This window comes from Thalassococcus lentus (assembly GCF_028023555.1).
Taxonomy (GTDB): Bacteria; Pseudomonadota; Alphaproteobacteria; order Rhodobacterales; family Rhodobacteraceae; genus Thalassococcus_A; species Thalassococcus_A lentus.
In genome coordinates this window covers 819,283-839,859 of record NZ_JAQIOY010000001.1, presented here as the reverse complement: position 1 = coordinate 839,859, position 20,577 = coordinate 819,283, and the positions used below count along the sequence as shown (strand labels likewise).

Annotated in this window: 26 protein-coding genes; 13 read left to right on the top strand and 13 right to left on the bottom strand. The window is 57.4% G+C overall.

Annotated features, from left to right (window positions below; genetic code table 11):
* Positions 1 to 218 precede the first annotated feature (218 nt).
* The gene (locus PFY00_RS04110) at positions 219 to 2,297 is read left to right on the top strand and encodes a bifunctional sulfate adenylyltransferase/adenylylsulfate kinase (RefSeq protein WP_271431232.1); all 2,079 of its coding nucleotides are present in this window, start codon (positions 219 to 221) and stop codon (positions 2,295 to 2,297) included.
* Positions 2,298 to 2,444: 147 nt separating this feature from the next.
* Positions 2,445 to 3,134 (top strand): hypothetical protein, encoded by a 690-nt coding sequence (locus PFY00_RS04105; protein WP_271431231.1) that lies wholly within the window; start codon positions 2,445 to 2,447, stop codon positions 3,132 to 3,134.
* A 2-nt stretch (positions 3,135 to 3,136) separates the two neighbouring features.
* Here the strand turns inward: PFY00_RS04105 and PFY00_RS04100 are convergent, their stop codons facing one another.
* Both PFY00_RS04100 and PFY00_RS04095 read right to left on the bottom strand, forming a co-directional pair.
* A complete protein-coding gene (locus PFY00_RS04100) occupies positions 3,137 to 3,364 on the bottom strand; it encodes a DUF1150 family protein (RefSeq protein WP_271431230.1) in 228 nt (75 codons plus the stop codon).
* A 4-nt stretch (positions 3,365 to 3,368) separates the two neighbouring features.
* On the bottom strand, positions 3,369 to 3,779 hold the full coding sequence (locus tag PFY00_RS04095; protein ID WP_271431229.1) for an Hsp20 family protein: 411 nt from the start codon (positions 3,777 to 3,779) through the stop codon (positions 3,369 to 3,371).
* Positions 3,780 to 3,939: 160 nt separating this feature from the next.
* On the opposite strand from PFY00_RS04095, the gene PFY00_RS04090 reads away from it, so the two are divergent.
* Positions 3,940 to 4,164: a YdcH family protein gene (locus PFY00_RS04090; protein ID WP_271431228.1), complete on the top strand. Its 225-nt coding sequence runs from the start codon at positions 3,940 to 3,942 to the stop codon at positions 4,162 to 4,164.
* 293 nt (positions 4,165 to 4,457) lie between these two features.
* The gene (gene purE / locus PFY00_RS04085) at positions 4,458 to 4,946 is read left to right on the top strand and encodes a 5-(carboxyamino)imidazole ribonucleotide mutase (protein WP_271431227.1); all 489 of its coding nucleotides are present in this window, start codon (positions 4,458 to 4,460) and stop codon (positions 4,944 to 4,946) included.
* Positions 4,947 to 4,959: 13 nt separating this feature from the next.
* Here the strand turns inward: purE and PFY00_RS04080 are convergent, their stop codons facing one another.
* The gene (locus tag PFY00_RS04080; protein WP_271431226.1) at positions 4,960 to 5,379 is read right to left on the bottom strand and encodes a c-type cytochrome; all 420 of its coding nucleotides are present in this window, start codon (positions 5,377 to 5,379) and stop codon (positions 4,960 to 4,962) included.
* 64 nt (positions 5,380 to 5,443) lie between these two features.
* A complete protein-coding gene (locus PFY00_RS04075; protein WP_271431225.1) occupies positions 5,444 to 5,845 on the bottom strand; it encodes a c-type cytochrome in 402 nt (133 codons plus the stop codon).
* On the opposite strand from PFY00_RS04075, the gene PFY00_RS04070 reads away from it, so the two are divergent.
* The 3 genes from PFY00_RS04070 to PFY00_RS04060 are packed head-to-tail and all read left to right on the top strand — an operon-like array spanning position 5,835 to position 6,845.
* Positions 5,835 to 5,972, top strand: a complete 138-nt coding sequence (locus tag PFY00_RS04070; RefSeq protein WP_271431224.1) for a hypothetical protein — start codon at positions 5,835 to 5,837, stop codon at positions 5,970 to 5,972. The genes PFY00_RS04075 and PFY00_RS04070 overlap by 11 nt on opposite strands.
* A 9-nt stretch (positions 5,973 to 5,981) precedes the next feature.
* Positions 5,982 to 6,398 carry a PaaI family thioesterase gene (locus PFY00_RS04065; protein ID WP_271431223.1) on the top strand — a complete coding sequence of 139 codons (417 nt, stop codon included), beginning with the start codon at positions 5,982 to 5,984 and terminating at the stop codon, positions 6,396 to 6,398.
* 12 nt (positions 6,399 to 6,410) lie between these two features.
* Entirely contained in the window at positions 6,411 to 6,845 is a 435-nt protein-coding gene (locus PFY00_RS04060; RefSeq protein ID WP_271431222.1) for a DMT family transporter, read from the top strand.
* 18 nt (positions 6,846 to 6,863) lie between these two features.
* On the opposite strand, the gene PFY00_RS04055 is transcribed toward PFY00_RS04060, so the two are convergent.
* From PFY00_RS04055 to PFY00_RS04035, 5 genes are all read right to left on the bottom strand, one after another.
* Complete coding sequence (locus PFY00_RS04055; RefSeq protein WP_271431221.1) at positions 6,864 to 7,514, bottom strand: DUF3047 domain-containing protein; 651 nt, start codon at positions 7,512 to 7,514, stop codon at positions 6,864 to 6,866.
* A gap of 78 nt (positions 7,515 to 7,592) precedes the next feature.
* On the bottom strand, positions 7,593 to 8,573 hold the full coding sequence (locus PFY00_RS04050; protein WP_271431220.1) for an Ldh family oxidoreductase: 981 nt from the start codon (positions 8,571 to 8,573) through the stop codon (positions 7,593 to 7,595).
* 93 nt (positions 8,574 to 8,666) lie between these two features.
* Positions 8,667 to 9,731: a calcium-binding protein gene (locus tag PFY00_RS04045; protein ID WP_271431219.1), complete on the bottom strand. Its 1,065-nt coding sequence runs from the start codon at positions 9,729 to 9,731 to the stop codon at positions 8,667 to 8,669.
* A gap of 97 nt (positions 9,732 to 9,828) precedes the next feature.
* The gene (locus PFY00_RS04040; protein WP_271431218.1) at positions 9,829 to 10,512 is read right to left on the bottom strand and encodes an ABC transporter ATP-binding protein; all 684 of its coding nucleotides are present in this window, start codon (positions 10,510 to 10,512) and stop codon (positions 9,829 to 9,831) included.
* Positions 10,505 to 11,800, bottom strand: coding sequence for a lipoprotein-releasing ABC transporter permease subunit (locus tag PFY00_RS04035; RefSeq protein ID WP_408648437.1), 1,296 nt, complete (start codon positions 11,798 to 11,800; stop codon positions 10,505 to 10,507). The genes PFY00_RS04040 and PFY00_RS04035 overlap by 8 nt, the downstream gene beginning before the upstream one ends.
* Before the next feature lie 116 nt (positions 11,801 to 11,916).
* Between PFY00_RS04035 and PFY00_RS04030 the strand changes: the two genes are divergently transcribed.
* Entirely contained in the window at positions 11,917 to 12,552 is a 636-nt protein-coding gene (locus tag PFY00_RS04030; RefSeq protein ID WP_271431216.1) for an NAD(P)-dependent oxidoreductase, read from the top strand.
* Between the two features lie 88 nt (positions 12,553 to 12,640).
* Entirely contained in the window at positions 12,641 to 13,711 is a 1,071-nt protein-coding gene (locus PFY00_RS04025; protein ID WP_271431215.1) for a 5-(carboxyamino)imidazole ribonucleotide synthase, read from the top strand.
* Positions 13,712 to 13,766: 55 nt separating this feature from the next.
* On the opposite strand, the gene PFY00_RS04020 is transcribed toward PFY00_RS04025, so the two are convergent.
* Both PFY00_RS04020 and nth read right to left on the bottom strand, forming a co-directional pair.
* Positions 13,767 to 14,756 carry an adenosine kinase gene (locus tag PFY00_RS04020; RefSeq protein ID WP_271431214.1) on the bottom strand — a complete coding sequence of 330 codons (990 nt, stop codon included), beginning with the start codon at positions 14,754 to 14,756 and terminating at the stop codon, positions 13,767 to 13,769.
* A complete protein-coding gene (gene nth, locus PFY00_RS04015; protein WP_271431213.1) occupies positions 14,753 to 15,406 on the bottom strand; it encodes an endonuclease III in 654 nt (217 codons plus the stop codon). The genes PFY00_RS04020 and nth overlap by 4 nt, the downstream gene beginning before the upstream one ends.
* A 100-nt stretch (positions 15,407 to 15,506) precedes the next feature.
* On the opposite strand from nth, the gene PFY00_RS04010 reads away from it, so the two are divergent.
* The 4 genes from PFY00_RS04010 to PFY00_RS03995 all read left to right on the top strand — a co-directional run bounded on the left by PFY00_RS04010 (position 15,507) and on the right by PFY00_RS03995 (position 18,872).
* The gene (locus PFY00_RS04010; protein WP_271431212.1) at positions 15,507 to 16,499 is read left to right on the top strand and encodes a Hint domain-containing protein; all 993 of its coding nucleotides are present in this window, start codon (positions 15,507 to 15,509) and stop codon (positions 16,497 to 16,499) included.
* A 45-nt stretch (positions 16,500 to 16,544) separates the two neighbouring features.
* The gene (locus PFY00_RS04005; RefSeq protein ID WP_271431211.1) at positions 16,545 to 17,381 is read left to right on the top strand and encodes a bifunctional helix-turn-helix domain-containing protein/methylated-DNA--[protein]-cysteine S-methyltransferase; all 837 of its coding nucleotides are present in this window, start codon (positions 16,545 to 16,547) and stop codon (positions 17,379 to 17,381) included.
* Positions 17,382 to 17,503: 122 nt separating this feature from the next.
* Entirely contained in the window at positions 17,504 to 18,184 is a 681-nt protein-coding gene (locus tag PFY00_RS04000; protein ID WP_271431210.1) for an OmpA family protein, read from the top strand.
* A gap of 145 nt (positions 18,185 to 18,329) precedes the next feature.
* Positions 18,330 to 18,872, top strand: coding sequence for an NADPH-dependent FMN reductase (locus PFY00_RS03995; protein ID WP_271431209.1), 543 nt, complete (start codon positions 18,330 to 18,332; stop codon positions 18,870 to 18,872).
* 18 nt (positions 18,873 to 18,890) lie between these two features.
* Here the strand turns inward: PFY00_RS03995 and PFY00_RS03990 are convergent, their stop codons facing one another.
* Both PFY00_RS03990 and PFY00_RS03985 read right to left on the bottom strand, forming a co-directional pair.
* The gene (locus tag PFY00_RS03990; RefSeq protein ID WP_271431208.1) at positions 18,891 to 19,292 is read right to left on the bottom strand and encodes a VOC family protein; all 402 of its coding nucleotides are present in this window, start codon (positions 19,290 to 19,292) and stop codon (positions 18,891 to 18,893) included.
* A gap of 136 nt (positions 19,293 to 19,428) precedes the next feature.
* Positions 19,429 to 20,118 (bottom strand): sugar transferase, encoded by a 690-nt coding sequence (locus PFY00_RS03985; protein ID WP_271431207.1) that lies wholly within the window; start codon positions 20,116 to 20,118, stop codon positions 19,429 to 19,431.
* Between the last annotated feature and the right edge of the window lie 459 nt (positions 20,119 to 20,577).

The window sequence follows — 20,577 nt, the reverse complement described above, 5'->3', positions numbered from 1 at the left end:
GCATTAGCCATGGGCATCACTGTCGTCTGATCAACCCGCCACCCGGACGGCGCCCCAAGCTACGATCTGGTCGACCTTTGCCGTCTGGTCAGACAAAGCCTTGCACAAATCGCAACGCGGCTTTTCGGCAACAAGACGCCCATTCGCAATGGCTGGGGGTTTTCTGCACGCGCACAATATGTGATGTGTTCAGCGCTGAACACACTTTGAGTCGCCTGATGAACGCGCAACATGCAATCGCCAATCTGCCGGAAGAGGATGACCTCTTCTTGCTTCTGCGCCAACTGGACGTTGCGCCGGAAGCATCGCAGCGTGCGACAGCCGAAGCCTTGGGAATATCTCTTGGCCGGTTGAATGCCTACCTGCGCGCAGCAACAGAGGCAGGCCTCGTCAGCAAAACACAACGTGCCGGACCAGACAAAAGACAGCGCTTTGCCTATGCGCTGACACTGGCTGGGGCACGTGAAAAAGCCAAACTCGTGGACGCGTTTCTGGCTCGGAAATTTGCCGAGTACGACGCGCTTCACGCTGAACTCACCGGAACATCCAGCAAATTTGTCCCCATCAAGCATAGGACTGAACTCGTGCAAAACAATCTTGCCCCCATCCCAGAGCTCTACGTCTCTTATGAGAGCGCCCAAAAACTCAAGGTCGAGGCAGCTGACCTGACATCGCATGACCTGACACCCCGTCAGATCTGTGATCTGGAACTGCTGATGAACGGCGGCTTCAACCCGCTCAAGGGCTTCCTGTCCGAAGAAGACTACAACGGCGTTGTCGAAGACATGCGTCTGGCCGATGGCACACTCTGGCCGATGCCAATCACATTGGACGTGAACGACAAATTTGCTGACTCTGTTGAACTGGGTCAGGATATTGCCCTGCGCGATCAGGAAGGCGTCATTCTGGCGACCATGACTGTCACCGACAAATGGGTACCAAACAAAGCGCGCGAGGCCGAGAAAGTCTTTGGCGCCGACGACGATGCGCACCCAGCGGTAAACTACCTGCACAACCACGCCGGAAGCGTCTATCTGGGCGGACCGGTCACAGGCATCCAGCAGCCAGTTCACTATGATTTCCGCGCCCGTCGGGACACACCGAACGAACTGCGTTCCTATTTCCGTAAACTGGGCTGGCGCAAAGTGGTTGCCTTCCAGACACGCAACCCATTGCACCGCGCGCACCAGGAACTGACCTTCCGCGCCGCAAAGGAAGCACAGGCAAACCTGCTGATTCACCCGATCGTTGGCATGACCAAGCCGGGCGACGTCGATCACTTCACCCGCGTTCGTTGCTACGAAGCCGTTCTGGACAAGTACCCGGCCTCGACCACAACAATGTCTCTGCTGAACCTCGCTATGCGTATGGCCGGTCCACGTGAGGCCGTCTGGCACGGGTTGATCCGCGCCAACCACGGCTGCACCCACTTTATCGTTGGCCGCGACCACGCCGGTCCCGGCAAGAACTCGGCTGGTGAGGATTTCTACGGTCCTTATGACGCGCAGGATCTGTACCGCGCCCATCAGTCCGAAATCGGCTGTGAAATGGTTGACTTCAAGCACATGGTCTATGTGCAGGAACGCGCCCAATACGAACCGGCAGACGAGATCAAGGACAAGGACAATGTCACGATCCTGAACATCTCGGGCACCGAGCTGCGTCGTCGTCTGGCCGAAGGCCTCGAAATCCCTGAGTGGTTCTCGTTCCCTGAAGTCGTCAAGGAACTGCGCCGCACCAAGCCGCCGCGCAGCCAGCAAGGCTTCACCGTGTTCTTCACTGGCTTCTCGGGTTCCGGCAAGTCCACCATCGCAAACGCGCTGATGGTCAAGCTGATGGAAATGGGTGGGCGTCCTGTTACGCTTCTGGATGGCGACATCGTGCGAAAGAACCTCAGCTCGGAGCTGGGCTTTAGCAAAGAGCACCGCGATCTGAACATTCGCCGTATCGGCTATGTTGCATCCGAGATCACCAAAAACGGTGGTATCGCGATCTGTGCCCCGATCGCGCCATATGCAACCACACGCCGTGCGGTGCGCGAAGACATCGAACAGTACGGTGCTTTCGTCGAAGTGCACGTCGCGACCTCGATCGAGGAATGCGAACGCCGGGACCGCAAGGGTCTCTACAAGCTGGCACGCGAAGGCAAGATCAAGGAGTTCACAGGCATCTCCGATCCATACGATGTGCCACAGAACCCTGAGCTGAGCGTGGAAACCGAGAACGTGGACGTGGACAACTGCGCCCATCAGGTGATCCTCAAGCTCGAAAGCATGGGCCTGATTGCAGCGGAGTAATCCCGCGCACTTGCACTGAATCGGAAAGGCCGGGGTTTCCCCGGCCTTTTTTCATGCGGCCATACGTTTGGAAACGGTTGCGTATGTGGTCGCGTTTCGGCCCAATGCGACAACCAATCCATATGCAGACGGCCCACGGTTCACCCTATGCAAACAGTCATTTCCCTGACCTCCATTCCACCACGATTTGGCGGATTGAAGCCAGTTTTGCTCAGCCTGCTGTCTCAGGGTGCCGATATTGTCTGCCTTACCGTACCACACCGGTACGACCGATTTGCCGGCAGCTTTGAGCTGCCGGATTTACCCAGCGGCATAACAGTACTGCACAGCGACATTGATCACGGACCAGCCACCAAACTGCTGCCTGCGTTGCGGGCCTTTCCAAAGGCGCAGATCGCTGTTTGCGATGATGATTGCGTCTACGGCGCGGGCTGGCTTGACGCATTGCTTGGGTCCGGCCAACACGGCAACGCTGTGACGGGTCAAGGCTGGTCGGTTACCCGGCTAAAAAGGAGCGGCGCGCTGCCCCCGAACACCGATGTGGCGCAGGGCTTTTCCGGCATTCTGACCTGTGCTGACCATTTCGACGAAGACATCTTTCACATTCCCGAACCGGCGTGGCCCGTGGATGACATCTGGATTTCTGCACAGCTCGCTCGACGCGGTATTTCGCTGCTTCCCTGCCCCGCGGCACGCCAATGCGTGACACCGCTGGACGCGCCCAAAGGATTGCAAGACGAACGTTTTGGCGGGCACAGCCGCGCAAGCCTGAATGAAGCCTGCGCAAGCTTTGTTCATGCCCGATACGGGATCTGGCCAACCAAGGACAAGTCTTGAAATCAGTGCACGGTCACCGGCGCAAAATCATTCTGCCGCGCGAGCGAAAAGGCCATGGCACGATCCTTTACGAGGGCCAACCGCTGGCCGTCCGCATCGTGAACAGCATAGAGCGTTTTCAGCCCGCCAATCTGGGCGCGGACGTCTTCGGGTAGATCGCCGGCATCCACGGGGCGGACATATACGATCCGCGCCTCTTCGGTGGCGTGCATGTCATATTCAGTATTCATGGCATTACCCTTTCTTGATCCGAATGGTTTGAACGACGGTTTCCGGTCTGCTGATTGTGAGATCAACGTGCAGCAAACCGTTCTCGATCAGCGCATCTCCAACTTCGACACCATCCGCCAGAACAAAGCTGCGCTGGAACTGACGAGACGCGATACCGCGATGCAGGAACACCCGGTCCCCACCGTCATCACGCTGACGTCCACGAATTACCAACTGCCTGTCTTCGACAGTGATCGACAGATCGCTCTCAGCAAAACCGGCGACAGCCAAGGTGATGCGATAGGAATGATCCGAAGTTTGTTCGATATTGAAAGGAGGGTAGCCTTCCGAGGATTTCGCCGTGCGTTCCAGCAGGCGCTCCAACTGTTCAAACCCAAGCATATGTGGGTAAGACCCCAAGGTCATTTTTGTCATCGACACGTCCTAATCTAAGCGACCGTCACATCCGCGGCCCCGAAAAGGCGACCCGGATAGTTAAAATATGGGAATTCTCTGCGATGCGTGCAAGAGCTTTGCGAAAAAGCAAAAGAATCTGTATGTTGAGAGTCCGCCACTCAACGACAAAGGGCTCCGGATGAACGCGCCAACCGATATCTCAATGAAGACGGAAGAGGTTTTGCGCGTGGAGCTCGAGGTGTTCCGCAGCGAGCATCGTGATCTGGACGATGCAATTCGGGCCCTGCAGGAAACCGGACGGGCCGATCAGATCACGTTGCAGCGCCTGAAAAAGAAAAAGTTGCGCCTGAAAGACATCATCGCCGTGATCGAAGACCGCCTGACGCCAGACATCATCGCCTGAAAGCCGCTTCAAGTTCTGTGGTTGGTGCTGATTCATTGTACTCAGCCCGGATGATCATGCAGAGGCGGCAAAATAGACCTAGCCGTGCCTGAGCGGCCACTGGACGCCTTTCGCAAAATTTTCTTCAAATGACTGGCGGCCAACCGATCAACTCGGACATCTTGCAAGCAAAAGGCTGAAAAGGTGGCCGGGGCGATACAATCACGTCGGCTCGCTCAAAATAACTGCCGGGCAAGATTGCTCCACCCGGTAAGATAGGGTTATGTAGCCGCTCGTTTTGGCAGGAGCGCGACATGCAGCAGGTTTCAGTAGGCATCATCATGGGTAGCCAGTCGGATTGGCCGACAATGCAAGAGGCCGCCGATGTGCTTGATGAATTGGGCGTTCCGTACGAAGCAAAGATCGTATCGGCCCATCGGACCCCGGACCGGCTTTGGGAATACGGAAAAACCGCTGTTGATCGGGGATTGCAGGTGATCATCGCAGGCGCAGGGGGCGCGGCCCATCTGCCGGGTATGATGGCCTCAAAGACCCGCGTTCCTGTAATCGGTGTTCCCGTTCAAACCAAAGCACTGTCCGGCGTCGATAGCCTCTATTCCATATTGCAAATGCCGCGCGGTTTTCCTGTTGCAACGATGGCGATCGGTGCGGCCGGCGCCAAGAATGCCGGCTTGATGGCAGCGGGCATTCTGGCCCTTCAGGATGCAGAACTCGCAGCCCGTCTGGACGCTTGGCGCACGGCCTTGTCAGCCTCTATCGCTGAAGAACCCGATCGAGGCTGATCAACAGCCGCTTTTATCGTTCTTGTTGAATGCTCTCGATGTATTCGAGCAACGCCACCAGTTTGCGCGGCGTCGGCGTTTGCAAACCATCACCGGAGTCGAATGGAACGAGATCGCCGCTGAGCAAATCACCGAACTCAGGCATGCCGGGGCCGGACATATCTGATTTTGCATAGCCGTCGATGGTCGACATCACCTTCGCTCTTGGAAAGCTGTCGCCGTTCCGCAAGGCGATCAGTGTCAGATCGGCTGGGGCTTTGGCCATACCGCGCGCCAATTCCCCATCCCCTTTTCCATTTGCACCATGACAGACAGCGCAATTCTCCATGAACAAGCCCTGACCATCCTGTGCAACAGGCATCTCTGCTTCCATGCATCCGGCCAAGGCCAGCATTCCTGCGGCGCCAGCGGCCGCAACGATATATCCGTGCATTGGTCTGCTCCTTCTGCTTCGCATCTTGGTGACAAGCGCTGCGCTGACGCGCAAGCCCTATTCACTAGCGCTGGATGTTCTCAAGGTGCCGCGCGATCGCAACCAGCGCCTTTGGTGTTTGCACGGTTGTGCCATCAGCCCTTTCGTAGTCGATCATGGGGCCTTCCAAAACCGGGCCGAACTCTGGCATCAAACCACGGTGAAAGCGGCCGGGGTAGCCATAAATCTGCGTCATGACACTGTCGCGCGGGAATTGACCACCCGCGGAGCGCGACAAAAGGGTCAGATCAGCCGGAGCGACTGGCAATTGCGGCGCCAACGCGCCGTCTCCGCGCCCACCCGTTCCATGGCAAGCGGCGCAATGTTGCGCGAACAAAGCTCTTCCGTTGTCGGTTTGGCTGTCCTGCAAACTCTGTTCTGCACAGCCGGACGCTAGCACGAGATACCCGATCACCATGTACTTCATTTCTGCTCCTGTTCGTATTTCGCAGGACCAGTGTGACGCGCAAAGCGATGCACGCCTTGATTTGTATCATATGCAGGTGACAGCCAAGGCCACGCGCGTCATGCTGGGCACACTGCAATGGATCTGAGGGAACAGGATGCGGGTCGAAGACGCACAAACTCTGCTGCACGACAATTTCGCACCTTGGGTGCTGGCACTCAAACCACGCATTTCTGCGCTGGATCAATCTGGCGCCACTTTGGAAATTCCGATCACCCCAGACATCGCGCGTGTTGGCAACATCGTCTGTGGCCAAGCGCTCGCTACGTTGGCCGACACCTCGATGGTCTTTGCTTGTATTGGGCATCTCGATGCATTCCAGCCCGTTGCCACAACCAATCTGGAAACCCGCTTCCTGACCGCCGCGCGAGGTGATCTGGTTCGCTGCGAAGCGCGTGTGATCCGCGCCGGCCGCGCTCTCATGTTTGCTGAGGCAAGACTATTCAGCGACCCTTCGGGCAAAGAAGTGGCTGCCGCCAGCGCTACCTTCTTCGTGCCTCCCTCAAGCAACTGATCGGGAAGACTCATGGCTCATTACGCTGTCATCATGTTGCTGGCCGGCATCGGGATTCCCCTGCTGGCCGCGCTCAATGCTGCCCTTGGGATCAAGCTTGGATCGCCCATGGCAGCGGCCATGATCTTGTTTTGTGTCGCGTTGACAGCCAGCGCGCTGGTCTGGGTCGGCACCGGGGCGCAGGGCATGACCAAGTTGGGGACAGCACCCAAACATCTGTATCTGGGCGGACTGCTGGTTGCGTTTTATGTGCTCTCGGTGACGATCATTGCCCCACGGTTCGGAGTGGGGAATGCCGTTTTCTTCGTCCTTCTTGGCCAATTGATCAGCGCCGCTGCCATCGATCATTTCGGCCTGTTCGGGGCACGCATCAGTCCACTCAGCCTGACCCGGGCAACGGGCATTGCTGTCATGGCAGTTGGTGTCTGGATCACGCAGCGCGCGTGATCCGTCAGGCTGACACGTCTAGTTCAGTCGAAGACCACTGATTGAGGCCATGATCCTGCTATTGGTGTCATCGCTATCACCCGAAACAGCCAAACCAACCAATGCCGGGGCCTGACCACCAAAGGCGCGTTTGAAATCCTTGGCAAGATCGACGTTTTCGTTTGCATTGCCGTTCCCTGAAGGCCGCAAGACAACCGTCTTGCCCCGCGCGCCCAGATAAGGGCTGGGCAAGACCGCCCCTCGTTTGTGGGCGCCGCCCCAGACGTAGACCAGAACCCGTGCATTATCACTGCGCAACAACTGCCGGATATTGCCGCCCTGAACGCGCTGTGCCTCAGCCTCGGGCAAGAACACGAAATACATCGCAAGATTGCGGTCGTCGCCACCCTTGCGGGTCAGGTCGGTGGCCGGCACACCTTCTGACACGGACCACGACCACTGCGCCTTGTGCTTGGGCCAAAAGCTTTGTGGCAATGCGCGGTACGTCAGAGACACAGCGCCATCCGAGTCCACGCTAAGTGTATTGCCGCCATAGCCATAGCTGTTCCCGGAAAACAGCGAGAACCCCTGCTTTTTCCAATTCCTGTCAAACGCGACCGATCCTGCAGAAACGGCAGTGGCGGCAAGAGAGAAGCATAGGGCAACAGCCGTGGACAAACGAAAAGACATTACAGGCACTCCTTTGAATCGTAACAAAGAAGTAGCCTGTCTGTTTTTCCTCGGCACAAACGTTTGCGTGAACGGCCGTTACTGCCCGGCCAGCGCCAGCAGTTGATCCTGTACGGCCTGTGGCACCTCAACACTGTCTTCTGGTTGACGACCGCGACCGGGCATGCGGCACCCTTCGTCCTCACCCACAAAAGCCGCGAGTTGAGACAACCGTTCATGAAAGCCGCTGCTTTCGCTGGGATCGATCAGGATGAAATACTGCCCGATCTGATGCGGCTCTCCTTCCGGTGCTTTGAGCGGCTTGATATCGCGGCTCAGACGACCACCGCCCAAGCAGGATGCAAGGATCTCAGCCATGAGACCAAGACCCCAGCCCTTGTAGCCACCGGACGAGGTCAGCGACCCGCCCAGCGCCGCTTCGGGGTCGGTGGTGGCGTTGCCATCAGCATCGATTGCCCATCCCTCCGGAATGGTTTCGCCTGCCGCCTTGGCCATGGTTATCTTGCCCAGTGCAACGGTTGTCGTGGATTGATCGAACAGCATTGCCACGCCGCCCTGTCCGTCTGGCACCGCAAAAGAAATCGGGTTGGTTCCGATGACACGGGTTTTGCCGCCGGGCGGGGCTACAATGGGGGACGCATTGGTCAGGCCAAAAGCCAGCATTCCAGCTTTGGCTGCGGCTTCGGTGAAATAACCCAGTGCTGTACATGTGTGGGCATTATACAGTGCCACGCTTGCCATCCCAGTTTCGCGCGCCGCTTCCAAGCCCGCAGGAAGGGCCTGCGCAAAGGCGGTTTGTGCAAAACCTGCATCTGCATCCACACGGATTTCAGAAGCCCGCGCTCGGTTAACGACGGGGCGGGCTGTTCCGTTCACCCGACCAGACTCCAACTGAAGGCAGTAACTCTCGAGGTAATAGAGCCCGCAAATCCTGTTGCCTCGCGCCTCGGCCCAAGCGACGGCGCGCGCCATCTCGGCTGCGATCGCGGGCTCGGCGCCATGGCGCTCCAACGCAGCAACGGACAAGCGTTCAATTTCGGATACGGAAAGGATTGGCATGGACGCTCCTGATCGAGGCATTGTGATTGGGACGCTGAAACGCGCAAGGCCCGAGCGTATTGCCCGGGCCCTGTAGTCTCAAGTCTGAAAGCGTCAGGTTGCTGTCGTATCTACAAAGACAATGCGCTCGGCAGGGACTTCAGCCGTCAATCCGGTCAAGGTCACGACTGTACCTTCTGACAGTGTCAGTTCGACACCGTTGGCACCCACGACTTGCGAGGTGACTGTCGGCGCATCGCCGCCCGGATAACGGACCATCAGCATGTCTTCTGCTACGTTGAAATCCGTGATCGTGGCGTTGCCATCAATAAAGAAGCTGTCCGCATCCATACCGCCAGTGCCGACGTCCCCGGCATCAAGGTAGAGGGTGTCTTCTCCTGTACCGCCATCCAGCGTATCAGAATCCGTATCGCCTGGTGTGTTTGTTCCACCAAATAAAACGTCATTGCCTGCGCTGCCCTGCAAAAGGTCGGCGCCTGCGCCGCCTTCCAGAGTGTCATCGCCAAAGGCACCCTGAAGCGCATCGCCTTCAGTACCACCAAGCAAGACATCATCCCCCTCACCGCCGTTCAAGCTGTCAACGCCTGCGCCGCCTTCGAGAGTGTCCATACCCAGATCACCACTGAGTGTGTCATTATCCAGACCGCCAAACAACTGATCATCACCCGCGCCGCCCGAAATCGCATCCGCACCAGCGAACCCGTCGATAGTTTCGTTGCCATCAGTGCCCGTCAGCGTATCGGCATCCACCGACCCTGAGATGGTGTCGGAATCGCTACCCGTGGTATCGTCGCCGGTGCCAGTGGTATCATCGCCTGTGCCGGTTGTGTCGTCGCCTGTACCGGCGGTGTCGTCGCCCGTGCCAGTCGTGTCGTCACCTGTGCCTGTGGTGTCATCGCCCGTGCCGGTCGTGTCATCACCGGTGCCTGACGTATCATCGCCTTCATCATCCAAAGACGCAGGACCAAAGACTGCATCTAGAATACCCGCGCCAACAGCCTCTCCGCTTTCACCATCGACGGGGCCAAGGACATCTTCCAACGCATCTTCTGCGTTTTCGCGGAGTTCATCCAAACCTTCATCTGTTTCGGACGGAGCCGCAGCAATTGCCAGAAATGGCATTGCGCCAATCAACAGAATGATCAGTTCCATACCCATAGGTCACCTCATTAAACTTTGGGCAACGGCTATTCATCAATCGAGGAGAATTTGAGGCAAAATCGAGGAAATGGTGTCAATCGACAAAACCAATCGCCTAAAGCTCGGACAATTGGCCCTGATCCATTTTCAATTGGCGGTCCATTCGGGCGGCAAGCTCAAGGTTATGGGTCGCGATCAGAGCCGATAATCCGGTTTCCCGAACCAAGGCCATCAGCGCGTCAAAGACACGATCCGATGTTTTGGGATCAAGATTTCCTGTTGGTTCATCCGCGAGCAGAAGGCGGGGCGCATTGGCCATGGCCCGACAAAACGCGACACGCTGCTGTTCGCCTCCTGACAAGGCTGCCGGGCGATGGTCTGCACGCTCCGCGATGCCAACGCTGGTCAAAAGCTCTTGCGCGCGTGTTTTGGCAGCGCGCCTGGAAATGCCGTTGGCCAGTTGCGGCAGCATCACGTTCTCGAGCGCCGAGAATTCCGGTAGCAAATGATGGAACTGATAGACAAAACCGACCTTAGACCGCCGCGTTGCTGTACGGCGACGATCTGATCGCCCCTGCATTGCTTCACCACCGATTTCGACGCTTCCTTTGTCGGGTGCATCAAGCAGTCCGGCAATATGCAAAAGTGTCGACTTGCCCGCGCCGGACGGCGCAACCAGAGCCACGACTTCGCCACGGGCAACCGTCAGATCCACGCCGCGCAGCACATGCACTTCGTTCGGTTTGCCGGGATTGTAGGCTTTTTCGATTCCTGCCAGACGCAGCACTGGATCACTCATAGCGAAGCGCCTCCACCGGGTTCATGCGTGCCGCACGTCGCGCGGGAAAGATCGTTACGACAAACGAAAGACCCAACGACAGCGCAACAGCCGAGATGACGTCGGCCAGCTGCAATTTGGCAGGCAGCGCATAGATCCCGCGTATCGATGGATCCCAGACACCACCCCCCGAGAAGTAGTTCACCATCGCAAAAATCGGGTCGATATAGACTGCGAACAGACAGCCCAGGATCACGCCAGCCGCTGTACCAATAATGCCGGTGAACGCGCCGCATATGAAGAAGACCCGCAAGACGGCGCCTTCGGTCAATCCCATGGTTCTCAATATCCCGATATCGCGCCCCTTGTTTTTGACCAGCATGATCAAGCCCGACACGATGTTCATCGCAGCGATCAATACCAGCACTGACAAGATCACGAACATGACGTTGTCTTCGATATCCAGCGCACGCAGAAACCCGCCAGACGCATCGCGCCATGTCCAGATCAATGCGCCAGCCCCCGCCGCCTGCGCGATCGCAGTTTCAAACTTCTGAACCGCTTCGGGTTCTGTGATGATGACTTCGAGTTCGTCAGCGACGCCTTCTCGATTGAAATAAAGCTGGGCTTCTTCGAACGGCATATAGATCCGTGTTCTGTCGATATCGTATCGGCCCGCCGTAAAGATGTAGGTCACTTCATAGGCTTTGACCCTCGGACTGACCCCAAAGGCCGTCTTCACCCCGTTCGGCGAGATCAGCTTGACGCTGTCGCCCAAGCCTACCCCCAGCAGCTGCGCGACACCCGAACCCAATGCGATGCCTTGTTCGAACATTTCCAGACTGCCGCGCGCGGTATCAGGATCAGCCACGCGGCGGATACCGGCGAGATCATCTTTCGCAATGCCAAAGACCTCGACACCGGCATTGCGTTCATTGGCATTGGCCATGACCTGACCCTTGACCAATGGCGCAACGCGCTCGACGCCTTCGACTGTGCGTACACGATCCGCCATTGCCGTATAATCAGGCAATGTTCTTGTCTGGCGGCCCGCTTCGTCGGTGCGCTGCATATGATAAACGGTCACATGCGCGTTTGCGCCGAGGATCGTATCGACGAATTCAGCCCTGAAACCGGCGCGGACAGACAAGGTGGCGATCAGTGCGAACACGGCAAGCGCAATCCCGATCAAACTGATCCACGTCATCACGGACACGCCGCCCTCGGAACGACGGGCACCCAGATATCGCCAGGCGATCATCCATTCGTAAGGCGCGAAAGGCGCGGGAGAGGTGGCTTTGGGCATCATTGGCCTCTTGGATCATCCACGGGATCTGCTCATGGCGATAACTGGCCTTTTGCCCAGCGCGGGTCAAGTTATGGTTGAACCAAAGGCGGTTTTCAGCGCGAAAGTAGGAGTTTGGGATGCATATTCTGGTTATTGGTGCCAGCCGCGGAATCGGTAAGGCCGTTACACTGGCCGCTCTGGAGGCGGGCCATAGCGTTCGCGCGATGTCGCGGACTGCCGACACGATGGACCCGGCCCAAGGGCTTGAGCCCTTCGCGGGTGATGCGACCCGCGCAGCCGATCTGGAGAAAGCTTTGCAAGGCGTCGACGCGGTTGTCATGGCGCTTGGCATTCGGGAAACCGTCGCAATGCTCTGGAAAAAGGTGACGCTCTTTTCGGATGCGACCGCTGCATTGGTGCCCTTGATGGAACGCGATGGACCGTCGCGCCTGATCTGCATCACCGGAATTGGTGCGGGCGATAGCGCCCAATCCCTGTCGAGCGTTGAAAGGGTCGGACACAAGATCGTCTTTTCACAGCCTTATCGCGACAAAACCAAGCAAGAGCAGATCATCAAGGAATCTGCTCTGCGCTGGACACTCGTTCGGCCAACAGTTCTGACGAACAACAAAGCATCCGGAAAATACCGCGTGCTGACCGATCCCAAAGACTGGCGTATGGGCATGATCAGCCGCGCGGATGTTGCGGACTATGTGCTCAAGGCCCTGCGCGATGACGAAACCATAGGGACGGCAGCTGTACTGGCCCGCTGAGCCGGCGCGGCCCTGATGCATCGCTTTTGATCTTGATCCGCGACGCCCCAGACCGCAAACAGGCGCCACTGAGCGAAGGAACCCTGTGATGACAAATCCTCTCCCCTCTGGTGCCGTGATTGGTATTCTTGGCGGCGGTCAGCTTGGCCGTATGCTTTCGGTTGCCGCTGCGCGTCTTGGCTATCGCAGCCACATCTTTGAACCAGGCGCCAATCCACCTGCGGGCCATGTCGCGGATGCCGTCACGACAGCGTCCTATGACGACGAAACAGCGCTCAGAGCCTTTGCCGACGCCGTGGATGTCATCACGTATGAGTTCGAGAACATACCGACCTCGGCCTTGGACCTGCTCGAATCCATGCGGCCCATCTATCCGGGGCGGGAAGCGCTGCGCGTGTCTCAGGATCGAATGATTGAAAAAACCTATCTGTCCGAGCTGGGCCTTCAGGTTGCGCCCTTTGCAGCGGTCGAAACTGCTGATGAGCTTAGCAAAGCGATCGACCAGATCGGTGTGCCCGGCATTCTGAAAACCCGGCGTTTTGGCTATGACGGCAAAGGTCAGGCCCGGATCATGCAAGCCCCTGATGCCGAAACCGCGCTGGCCGACATGCAAGGGGCGCCCGCGATCCTCGAAGGCTTCGTGAACTTCAGTGCCGAAATTTCCGTTATTGCTGCCCGGTCGCAGGATGGTCAGGTCTCTGCATTCGACCCAGGTGAAAACGTCCACGAAGGCGGAATCCTCAGAACAACGACAGTCCCGGCCAACGTACCCGCGCGCCTTCGCAGCGATGCAGTGTTGATCGCGGCCAAAATTCTGAATGCACTGGATTATGTCGGCGTCATGGGCGTCGAACTGTTCGTGACAGCCCAAGGTCTGGTCGTAAACGAAATCGCGCCGCGCGTTCACAACTCGGGTCATTGGACCCAGAACGGCTGTGTTGTGGATCAATTCGAACAGCACATCCGCGCCGTGGTCGGCTGGCCGCTTGGCGATGGCGCGCGTCATGCGGATGTGGTGATGGAAAATCTGATCGGGAGCGATCTGGAGCGCGTTTCGGAACTGGCGTCGTCAGGCGATTGCGCCCTGCACCTTTATGGCAAGGCCGAAGCCAAAGCGGGACGCAAAATGGGTCATGTGAACCGGATCAAGAAAAGCTGACATCCGTTTCGGTCAGCGCAGCGCCAAGTTTGACACGCGCTGACCAAGGATCCTGTCAAACCAGTCCTTCGCGTTTGAACAATTGCTGCATGTTGGCTTCGGGCCGCGGGCCGATGTGACTGATAACTTCAGCCGCTGCCACGCAACCCATTTTGCCTGCGGTTGCCATGTCGGCCCCGGTCGCCAGACCATATAGGAACCCGGCGGCAAACTGATCACCGGCTCCGGTGGCATCAACCGGTACAACCTTATCGACCGGCACGCCTGTTCGAACGCCGTCCGCGATGATGGTCACGCCATCACCGGAACGGGTGCAAACGACCAAGGGGCAGATCGCCGACACAGCAGCAAGATCCGCATCCAGATCGTTGTTCTGATACAACGAACAAATCTCGGCTTCGTTGCCGATCACGTAGTCCAGTTCGTTTTCGATCAGGGTCAGAAAGTCGTCCCGGTGCCGTTCAACGCAGAAGGGATCCGAAATCGCGATCCCGGCCTTGCCGCCTGCAGCCCGACAGGTGCGCGCAGCACGCAGGAACGCTTCTTTTCCCTTTGGTTTATCGAACAGATAACCTTCCAAAAAGACGATCTCGGCCTCACCTGCCACTTCGGCGCTCACATCTTCGGGTCCGAGATCCGCAGAAATACCAAGGTAAGTGTTCATCGACCGTTCGCCATCTGGCGAAACAAAAATCATGCTGCGTGACGTTGGCAGATCGCCGCCCGGAACCGGAGCGTTGACGAAATCAATGCCGTCTTTTTCCATCGCTTCGGCATAGAAGCGGCCCAAGGCATCATCATGCACGCGGCCGATAAAGGCAGAGCGCAAACCCAAACCACCAACGCCCGCAATCGTGTTGGCAACCGATCCACCCGGCGTTTGCACGCGGCCTTCCATGGCGCCGTAGAGCACCTCGGCGCGGTCACGCTCAACCAGTTGCATGATCCCTTTTTCAATGCCCATGTGCTCGAGAAAGCTGTCGTCGGCACGACTAATCACATCAACAACTGCGTTGCCGATGCCGATCACCTGATATTTCTTCATTCCGTCTTTTCCTTGAATTGGCACAGGTCCGCGATCAGACAGGCCTTACACTTTGGTTTGCGCGCCACGCAGATATAGCGACCGTGCAGGATGAGCCAGTGATGGGCATGGTGCTGAAAATCGACGGGGATGTGATCCTCGATCGCCCGTTCAACCGCGACAACGTCCTTGCCGGGACAAATCCCAGAGCGGTTGCCAACCCTGAAAATATGGGTGTCAACGGCCTGCGACGGATGACCCCACCACATGTTGAGAACCACATTCGCCGTCTTGCGGCCCACACCCGGCAGGCTTTCCAGTGCGGCGCGGCTGCACGGCACCTCGCCACCGTAGTCGTCCACCAGAATGCGGCTCAGCTTGATGACATTTTTGGCTTTATTCCGAAACAGGCCAATCGTCTTGATGTGCTCTATGACACCCTCTTCGCCAAGCGCCAGCATCTTTTCCGGTGTGTCAGCGATCTGGAACAGCTTTTCAGTGGCCTTGTTCACGCCGGCATCCGTGGCCTGCGCACTGAGTGCCACAGCAACCACCAATGTGTAGGCGTTCACATGGTTCAATTCGCCTTTGGGTTCCGCCTCAGCGGCCCGAAAACGTGAAAAGATCTCTCGGATCGTATGGTAGTCTAGCTGCTTTGCGGGTTTGCTCATGGGCATCTTGTGCCTGTTTTGAAAGTTCGGGGCAAGACGGCTGTGAACCTCGTGTTTACCCTCAGTGGCTATGACTTTGCGCAAATAAAACGGCGCGCAAATGGCAACCTACGTAATCTATGGATACAGCACCGACTCCCTGGTCTTCGACAGTGGATCAGGCAGCCTGTGGCTTGATGCGGACTTCGACTACAAGACAGACCGCATCAAGGTTGAAATAACCGACGATGACGATTTCTTTGACGGCGACAATGGCACTGCGCCGGTCAGCGATGAAATTGGCAATGACACCAATCAGGTTGCGACCGTCACCTATCCTGACGGCACAGTGGTTGGCCCCGCTCAGGTATATATCGAAGGGTACTACACCGCGACTGCGGGCGGCAGTACCGAATACGTAGATGAGATAGAGATCGACGGCATTCTTGTCGGCTATTTTTCTACCTTCGATATGGAACCGGGTGAAGCCTATCCAACGAGTAGCTACACCGATATGCCCGACAGCGGAAAACTGGCCTACAATAGTTATTCATCGGTGCTGTGCTTTGACACGCACTGCCCCATCAACACCACACAAGGGGCAGTGCCCGCTGGCGCCCTTTCGGATCGCTCGTTGTTGATGGGGCGCGATGGCGCGGTCCATCGCGTGCAGGGCCTCTATCGCTTTGATGGCAATGGAACCGGCAACCAACGCGGCATTCGTATTGCAAAGGGCGCGCTGGGTTTTGGGCTGCCGCGGCGCGACATAACAGTGTCGTGGTTGCATCGCATATTGCTGCCTTCTGCCGCGGCTCAACTGATGTTCGCAGAGCCTGAGGTGCTGGTGCCCGCCTGCGCCCTAGTCGGGTGGCCCGGAATTAAAGTTGTGCGGCGTCCGATTTCGTTCGTGCACATCAGCACCGCGTCCCATCAGCTTGTCGGTTCCGCCGGGATCTGGTCTGAGACCGCGCTCAATACCCCCAAATGCCTGATCCCGAAACGGCGACGCTTGCATCAGCCACGCAGCGCAATCCGCCCCTGCCTAACACTGCGCGAGGCGCGCGCACTTGCCGAACTGCATCGCTCGTTGTTGCGCAAGAAACGGGTCGCCTGACGCGAGGCGAGCGGCTAGGTCTGGGATCACCACAGGAGACCCGCAATGACCGAGCAATCCCAAGGCTACCATTTCAACGTCATGCGACGCGCCATTGACGCCGTCGATGAACTTGGCCCAGCCGCGAGCCTTGATGATCTGGCCGCTGAAATCGGTATGAGTCCGGCACACTTTCAGCGCCTTTTCACCAGATGGGCCGGGGTCAGCCCGAAACGATATCAGCAATACCTGACACTGGGTCACGCCAAGGCACTCTTGCGAGACCGGTTCACCACCTTGGAAACCGCTCATGAAACCGGGCTTTCCGGAGGCGGCCGCCTACATGATCTTTTCATGCGCTGGGAAGCCATGAGCCCCGGAGAATTTGCAAAAGGTGGCCGCGGGCTTTGTATCCGCTGGGGCTGGTTCGATAGCCCTTTCGGTCCAGCGCTAGTCATGGGAACAGAAAAGGGTCTGTGCGGGATTGCCTTTTCGTCTGAAAGCGGCCCAGAGGAAGCCATGCGGGATTTGTGCAGTCGCTGGCCCAACGCCACCTATGTCGAAGACGCAGCTCCGTTGAAGCCCTGGGTAGACGCGGCCTTCGGGCTGCATTCGGGCGAGGTGTCTTTGCACATGATCGGCGCGCCGTTTCAGATCAAAGTTTGGGAAGCCCTGATGCAGATACCGTCCGGACAGGTCACGACCTATTCCGAAATCGCCCAATCCATTGGTCATCCGCGTGCCGTTCGCGCGGTTGGAACAGCCGTCGGGCGCAATCCGATCAGCTATCTTATTCCCTGCCACAGAGCATTGCGCAAATCTGGCGGACTGGGCGGTTATCACTGGGGTTTGCCCGTCAAGCGCGCGATCCTGGCCTGGGAAGCAGCTCGCAAAGAGGCATAATCCCGCGCATTCGTGATCGGGTTGGGCGCCAAACTGCCGATTTCCCCGTGACATTGCACGCGGAAAGCCTCATGTTTTTGCATATCAAGCAGTAAAACCCCATCAAAAAGGGGCAACAACCTATGAGGTTCACAACGATGCGGGCAAAATCCCCATTCCTATTTTCCGTGGTCGCATTGGTCGGGCTTTCCGCCTGCACCACCGGTCCAATCTTTGATGACAGCGATCCAAATCGCCAGGCAAAACAAGGCGCGCTGATCGGCGCAGGTCTTGGCGCGATCACCGGCCGGTTGGCTGGTGGTGATGATCGCGGCGAACGCAACCGCGCGACTGTCGCGGGCGCATTGGTCGGGGCAGCCGCCGGTGCCGCCATTGGCAACCAATTGGACAAGCAAGAGGCCGAACTGCGCCAGCAGCTTGGATCAGACGCCACCATCCGCAACACGGGCGACCGCCTGATCGTGACTATGCCGCAGGATATCCTGTTCGCAACAGGCAGTGCAGAACTGCGGCCTACGCTGGTCTCTGATCTGCGCGATGTGGGTGCAAGCCTTCTTGCTTACCCTGATACGACGGCGCAGGTGATCGGCCATACCGACAGCGATGGTGACGCTGCCTTCAACCTCGACCTGTCGCAACGCCGGGCGGCCTCTGTCGCAGATGTTCTGCGCAACGAAGGCGTGCCGTCTTCGCGCCTGTCCGTCATTGGGCGCGGCGAAGACCAGCCCATCGCGACAAACCTGACGCCGGAAGGCAAAGCGCAAAACCGCCGGGTTGAGATCGTGATCCTTCCAAACGCGTAACACCCTAAGCGGTTCGCGACGTTCAGCGCCGGGGCAAAGTCCCGGCGCTTTTCTTTTGCCTGCCATTGCGACACGCACCCTCTTGCCAAGCGCGTGTAAGACCGTAGCTATGTCACAATCATTGTAACACGTACGGAGGCACCCAATGTCCACCCTGAAACTCGTCGGACTTTGCGGATCCTTACGATCGGCTTCGACCAATCGGTTGTTGATGCACGAAGCTGTGCGGCGTTTTGGGGAGGCCAGTTTTACTGAAGCAAATCTTCGATTTCCGCTGTTTGATGAAGACATCCAGAACGGGTCTGGCATTCCTGCCGAAGTACAGGAACTGGCCGATGCAATATTGGCTTCGGACGCTGTGATTGTTGTCACGCCGGAATACAACAAGGGGATCTCAGGCGTTCTGAAAAACGCGTTGGACTGGCTCAGCCGCACTGGATCAAATCCATGGCGTGACAAGCCTGTGGCCCTGATGTCCGCTGCGGCGGGGCGTGCCGGGGGCGAACGCGCGCAAAACATGGCGCGGCTTTGTCTCACCCCGTTTCGCCCGCTTTTGTTGACCGGGCCAGAACTGATGATCGCGGCCACAGGCAGCCAGTGGGACGAACAGGGAAATTTGACCAACGAACGCAGCGCGAAGGTTCTTGACGAGTTGATGGCCGAACTGCGCCGCGCTGCGGGTGGATAGCAGCGGATTTTGTCCGTGCTATTCCACCTTGTTGGAAATCTCGATCAGGTTGCGATCCGGATCACGAATGTAGACCGACAGGATCGGACCATTGGCCCCGCTTCGGCGCACTGGTCCGTCTTCAACCGGCACACCGTTCGCATCCAAGTGTTCAAGCCAAGCATCCAAAGGGGTTTCTGACAAAAAGCACAGATCAGCCGACCCTTTCGTGGGTTTGTCCGCCTTCGGTTCAAACTCCGCACCTGCTTTGTGAAGATTGATCTTCTGAACGCCAAACTTCAGCGCATAACGCAGGCTCCCATCCGCCGGCGTGAATGGTTCTACAACCATCCCCATGATCCTTTGATAAAAATCACAGGTCGCGGCGATATCCGCAACTGTCAGAACAATATGATCAAGAGAACCGACGGCTGGCTGCACAGTGCATCCTTTTCGTTTTTCTAACGATGGCAAAGTGGGGCAACAGCGTCAATCAACCCGCACACCAAGAGCAAGGCAAACAAAAAGGCGCGGTACTGACCGCGCCTCTTATTGAGCAATTTTCATCGCCTGAGATTTAGACGCCTGTGGCGTTCATCACGACTTTGACGGTCCGGAACATCACGGCGATGTCGGTGATGAACGAAACCTTGCGCAGATAGTCAGCGTCAAAGCTGGCGCGCTCGGAAAAGCTCGATTCATTGCGAACCGAGGTTTGCCAGAAACCGGTGATACCGGGACGCAAAGCATAGTAGGCCGAGCCTGGGTACATGTCGCGCTGACACAGCATCATTGGCCGTGGGCCAACGATCGACATATCACCACGCAGTACGTTCCAAAGCTGCGGCAACTCATCCAAAGACGTCTTGCGGATGATGCGACCGATTGTGGTTATACGCGGATCACGGCGCAGTTTCTGGTGATGGTCCCATTCTGCGCGGGCTTCGGGATTGGATGCCAGATAAGCTTCAAGCATCTCATCAGCGTTTGGCACCATTGAGCGCAGTTTCCACATGTTGAAAACGCGCCCGTTTTGTCCAACCCGCTTTTGCAGGTAGATCGGCGACTGGCCATCACGTGCAACGAGAATGCACAGCGGCAGAAGGATCAGAAGGACAGGGATTGCCGCCAAAAGAACCAAGGTAACGTCAAAGGCGCGTTTGGCGTGATTGCGATAGATCGATCCACGCGTCTGGGGAACAAGCGCACTATCGATCAGTTTTTCAATTTCAGCCGTCGGCAGCGGCTGGCGAAAATGAACAGTCAAGATGCTCTCCTTCGAGACATTCGATGACAGGAGGTTCAACAAGACTGCACACGGCTCAGACCAACCAAGCTCTCGGCAAGCGGCATCCCACGCGAAAGGCGCAAGACAACGAATAGCTCTGAGATGAGAAGATTTGACTTTCGTCGATGTTGGGGTCCCTGCGGACCGGTGCAGACTTACCAATTACTCCCAAGTGGCAGCACTAACCCCCAGTGCCGTGTTTTGCGAATTAAGACCAGATTGTGTTCTTTCGCTCGACGGCTTGGTTATGCCCTCTCAGGGCCGATGCAGTCAACAAAGTCCGCAAGGCACACTTTAAAGTTGAAAACAGCCTATTTGCGTAGGTTTATATGGGCCGATCAGAAGTTTTGAAAAATTTGTGATTGTTGACGTTGCGTTTTCCCCGCAGGCTCCATGATTGGCCCAGGTACCTATGAAAATTAGCAGGATTCTTACAAA

Bases quoted from the DNA above. Each gene is read 5' to 3' on its own strand.
- PFY00_RS04110 (WP_271431232.1), top strand. From the start codon at position 219: ATGAACGCGCAACATGCAATCGCCAATCTGCCGGAAGAGGATGACCTC.
- PFY00_RS04105 (WP_271431231.1), top strand. From the start codon at position 2,445: ATGCAAACAGTCATTTCCCTGACCTCCATTCCACCACGATTTGGCGGA.
- PFY00_RS04100 (WP_271431230.1), bottom strand. From the start codon at position 3,364: ATGAATACTGAATATGACATGCACGCCACCGAAGAGGCGCGGATCGTA.
- PFY00_RS04095 (WP_271431229.1), bottom strand. From the start codon at position 3,779: ATGACAAAAATGACCTTGGGGTCTTACCCACATATGCTTGGGTTTGAA.
- PFY00_RS04090 (WP_271431228.1), top strand. From the start codon at position 3,940: ATGAACGCGCCAACCGATATCTCAATGAAGACGGAAGAGGTTTTGCGC.
- purE (WP_271431227.1), top strand. From the start codon at position 4,458: ATGCAGCAGGTTTCAGTAGGCATCATCATGGGTAGCCAGTCGGATTGG.
- PFY00_RS04080 (WP_271431226.1), bottom strand. From the start codon at position 5,379: ATGCACGGATATATCGTTGCGGCCGCTGGCGCCGCAGGAATGCTGGCC.
- PFY00_RS04070 (WP_271431224.1), top strand. From the start codon at position 5,835: ATGTACTTCATTTCTGCTCCTGTTCGTATTTCGCAGGACCAGTGTGAC.
- PFY00_RS04075 (WP_271431225.1), bottom strand. From the start codon at position 5,845: ATGAAGTACATGGTGATCGGGTATCTCGTGCTAGCGTCCGGCTGTGCA.
- PFY00_RS04065 (WP_271431223.1), top strand. From the start codon at position 5,982: ATGCGGGTCGAAGACGCACAAACTCTGCTGCACGACAATTTCGCACCT.
- PFY00_RS04060 (WP_271431222.1), top strand. From the start codon at position 6,411: ATGGCTCATTACGCTGTCATCATGTTGCTGGCCGGCATCGGGATTCCC.
- PFY00_RS04055 (WP_271431221.1), bottom strand. From the start codon at position 7,514: ATGTCTTTTCGTTTGTCCACGGCTGTTGCCCTATGCTTCTCTCTTGCC.
- PFY00_RS04050 (WP_271431220.1), bottom strand. From the start codon at position 8,573: ATGCCAATCCTTTCCGTATCCGAAATTGAACGCTTGTCCGTTGCTGCG.
- PFY00_RS04045 (WP_271431219.1), bottom strand. From the start codon at position 9,731: ATGGGTATGGAACTGATCATTCTGTTGATTGGCGCAATGCCATTTCTG.
- PFY00_RS04040 (WP_271431218.1), bottom strand. From the start codon at position 10,512: ATGAGTGATCCAGTGCTGCGTCTGGCAGGAATCGAAAAAGCCTACAAT.
- PFY00_RS04035 (WP_408648437.1), bottom strand. From the start codon at position 11,800: ATGATGCCCAAAGCCACCTCTCCCGCGCCTTTCGCGCCTTACGAATGG.
- PFY00_RS04030 (WP_271431216.1), top strand. From the start codon at position 11,917: ATGCATATTCTGGTTATTGGTGCCAGCCGCGGAATCGGTAAGGCCGTT.
- PFY00_RS04025 (WP_271431215.1), top strand. From the start codon at position 12,641: ATGACAAATCCTCTCCCCTCTGGTGCCGTGATTGGTATTCTTGGCGGC.
- PFY00_RS04020 (WP_271431214.1), bottom strand. From the start codon at position 14,756: ATGAAGAAATATCAGGTGATCGGCATCGGCAACGCAGTTGTTGATGTG.
- nth (WP_271431213.1), bottom strand. From the start codon at position 15,406: ATGAGCAAACCCGCAAAGCAGCTAGACTACCATACGATCCGAGAGATC.
- PFY00_RS04010 (WP_271431212.1), top strand. From the start codon at position 15,507: ATGGCAACCTACGTAATCTATGGATACAGCACCGACTCCCTGGTCTTC.
- PFY00_RS04005 (WP_271431211.1), top strand. From the start codon at position 16,545: ATGACCGAGCAATCCCAAGGCTACCATTTCAACGTCATGCGACGCGCC.
- PFY00_RS04000 (WP_271431210.1), top strand. From the start codon at position 17,504: ATGAGGTTCACAACGATGCGGGCAAAATCCCCATTCCTATTTTCCGTG.
- PFY00_RS03995 (WP_271431209.1), top strand. From the start codon at position 18,330: ATGTCCACCCTGAAACTCGTCGGACTTTGCGGATCCTTACGATCGGCT.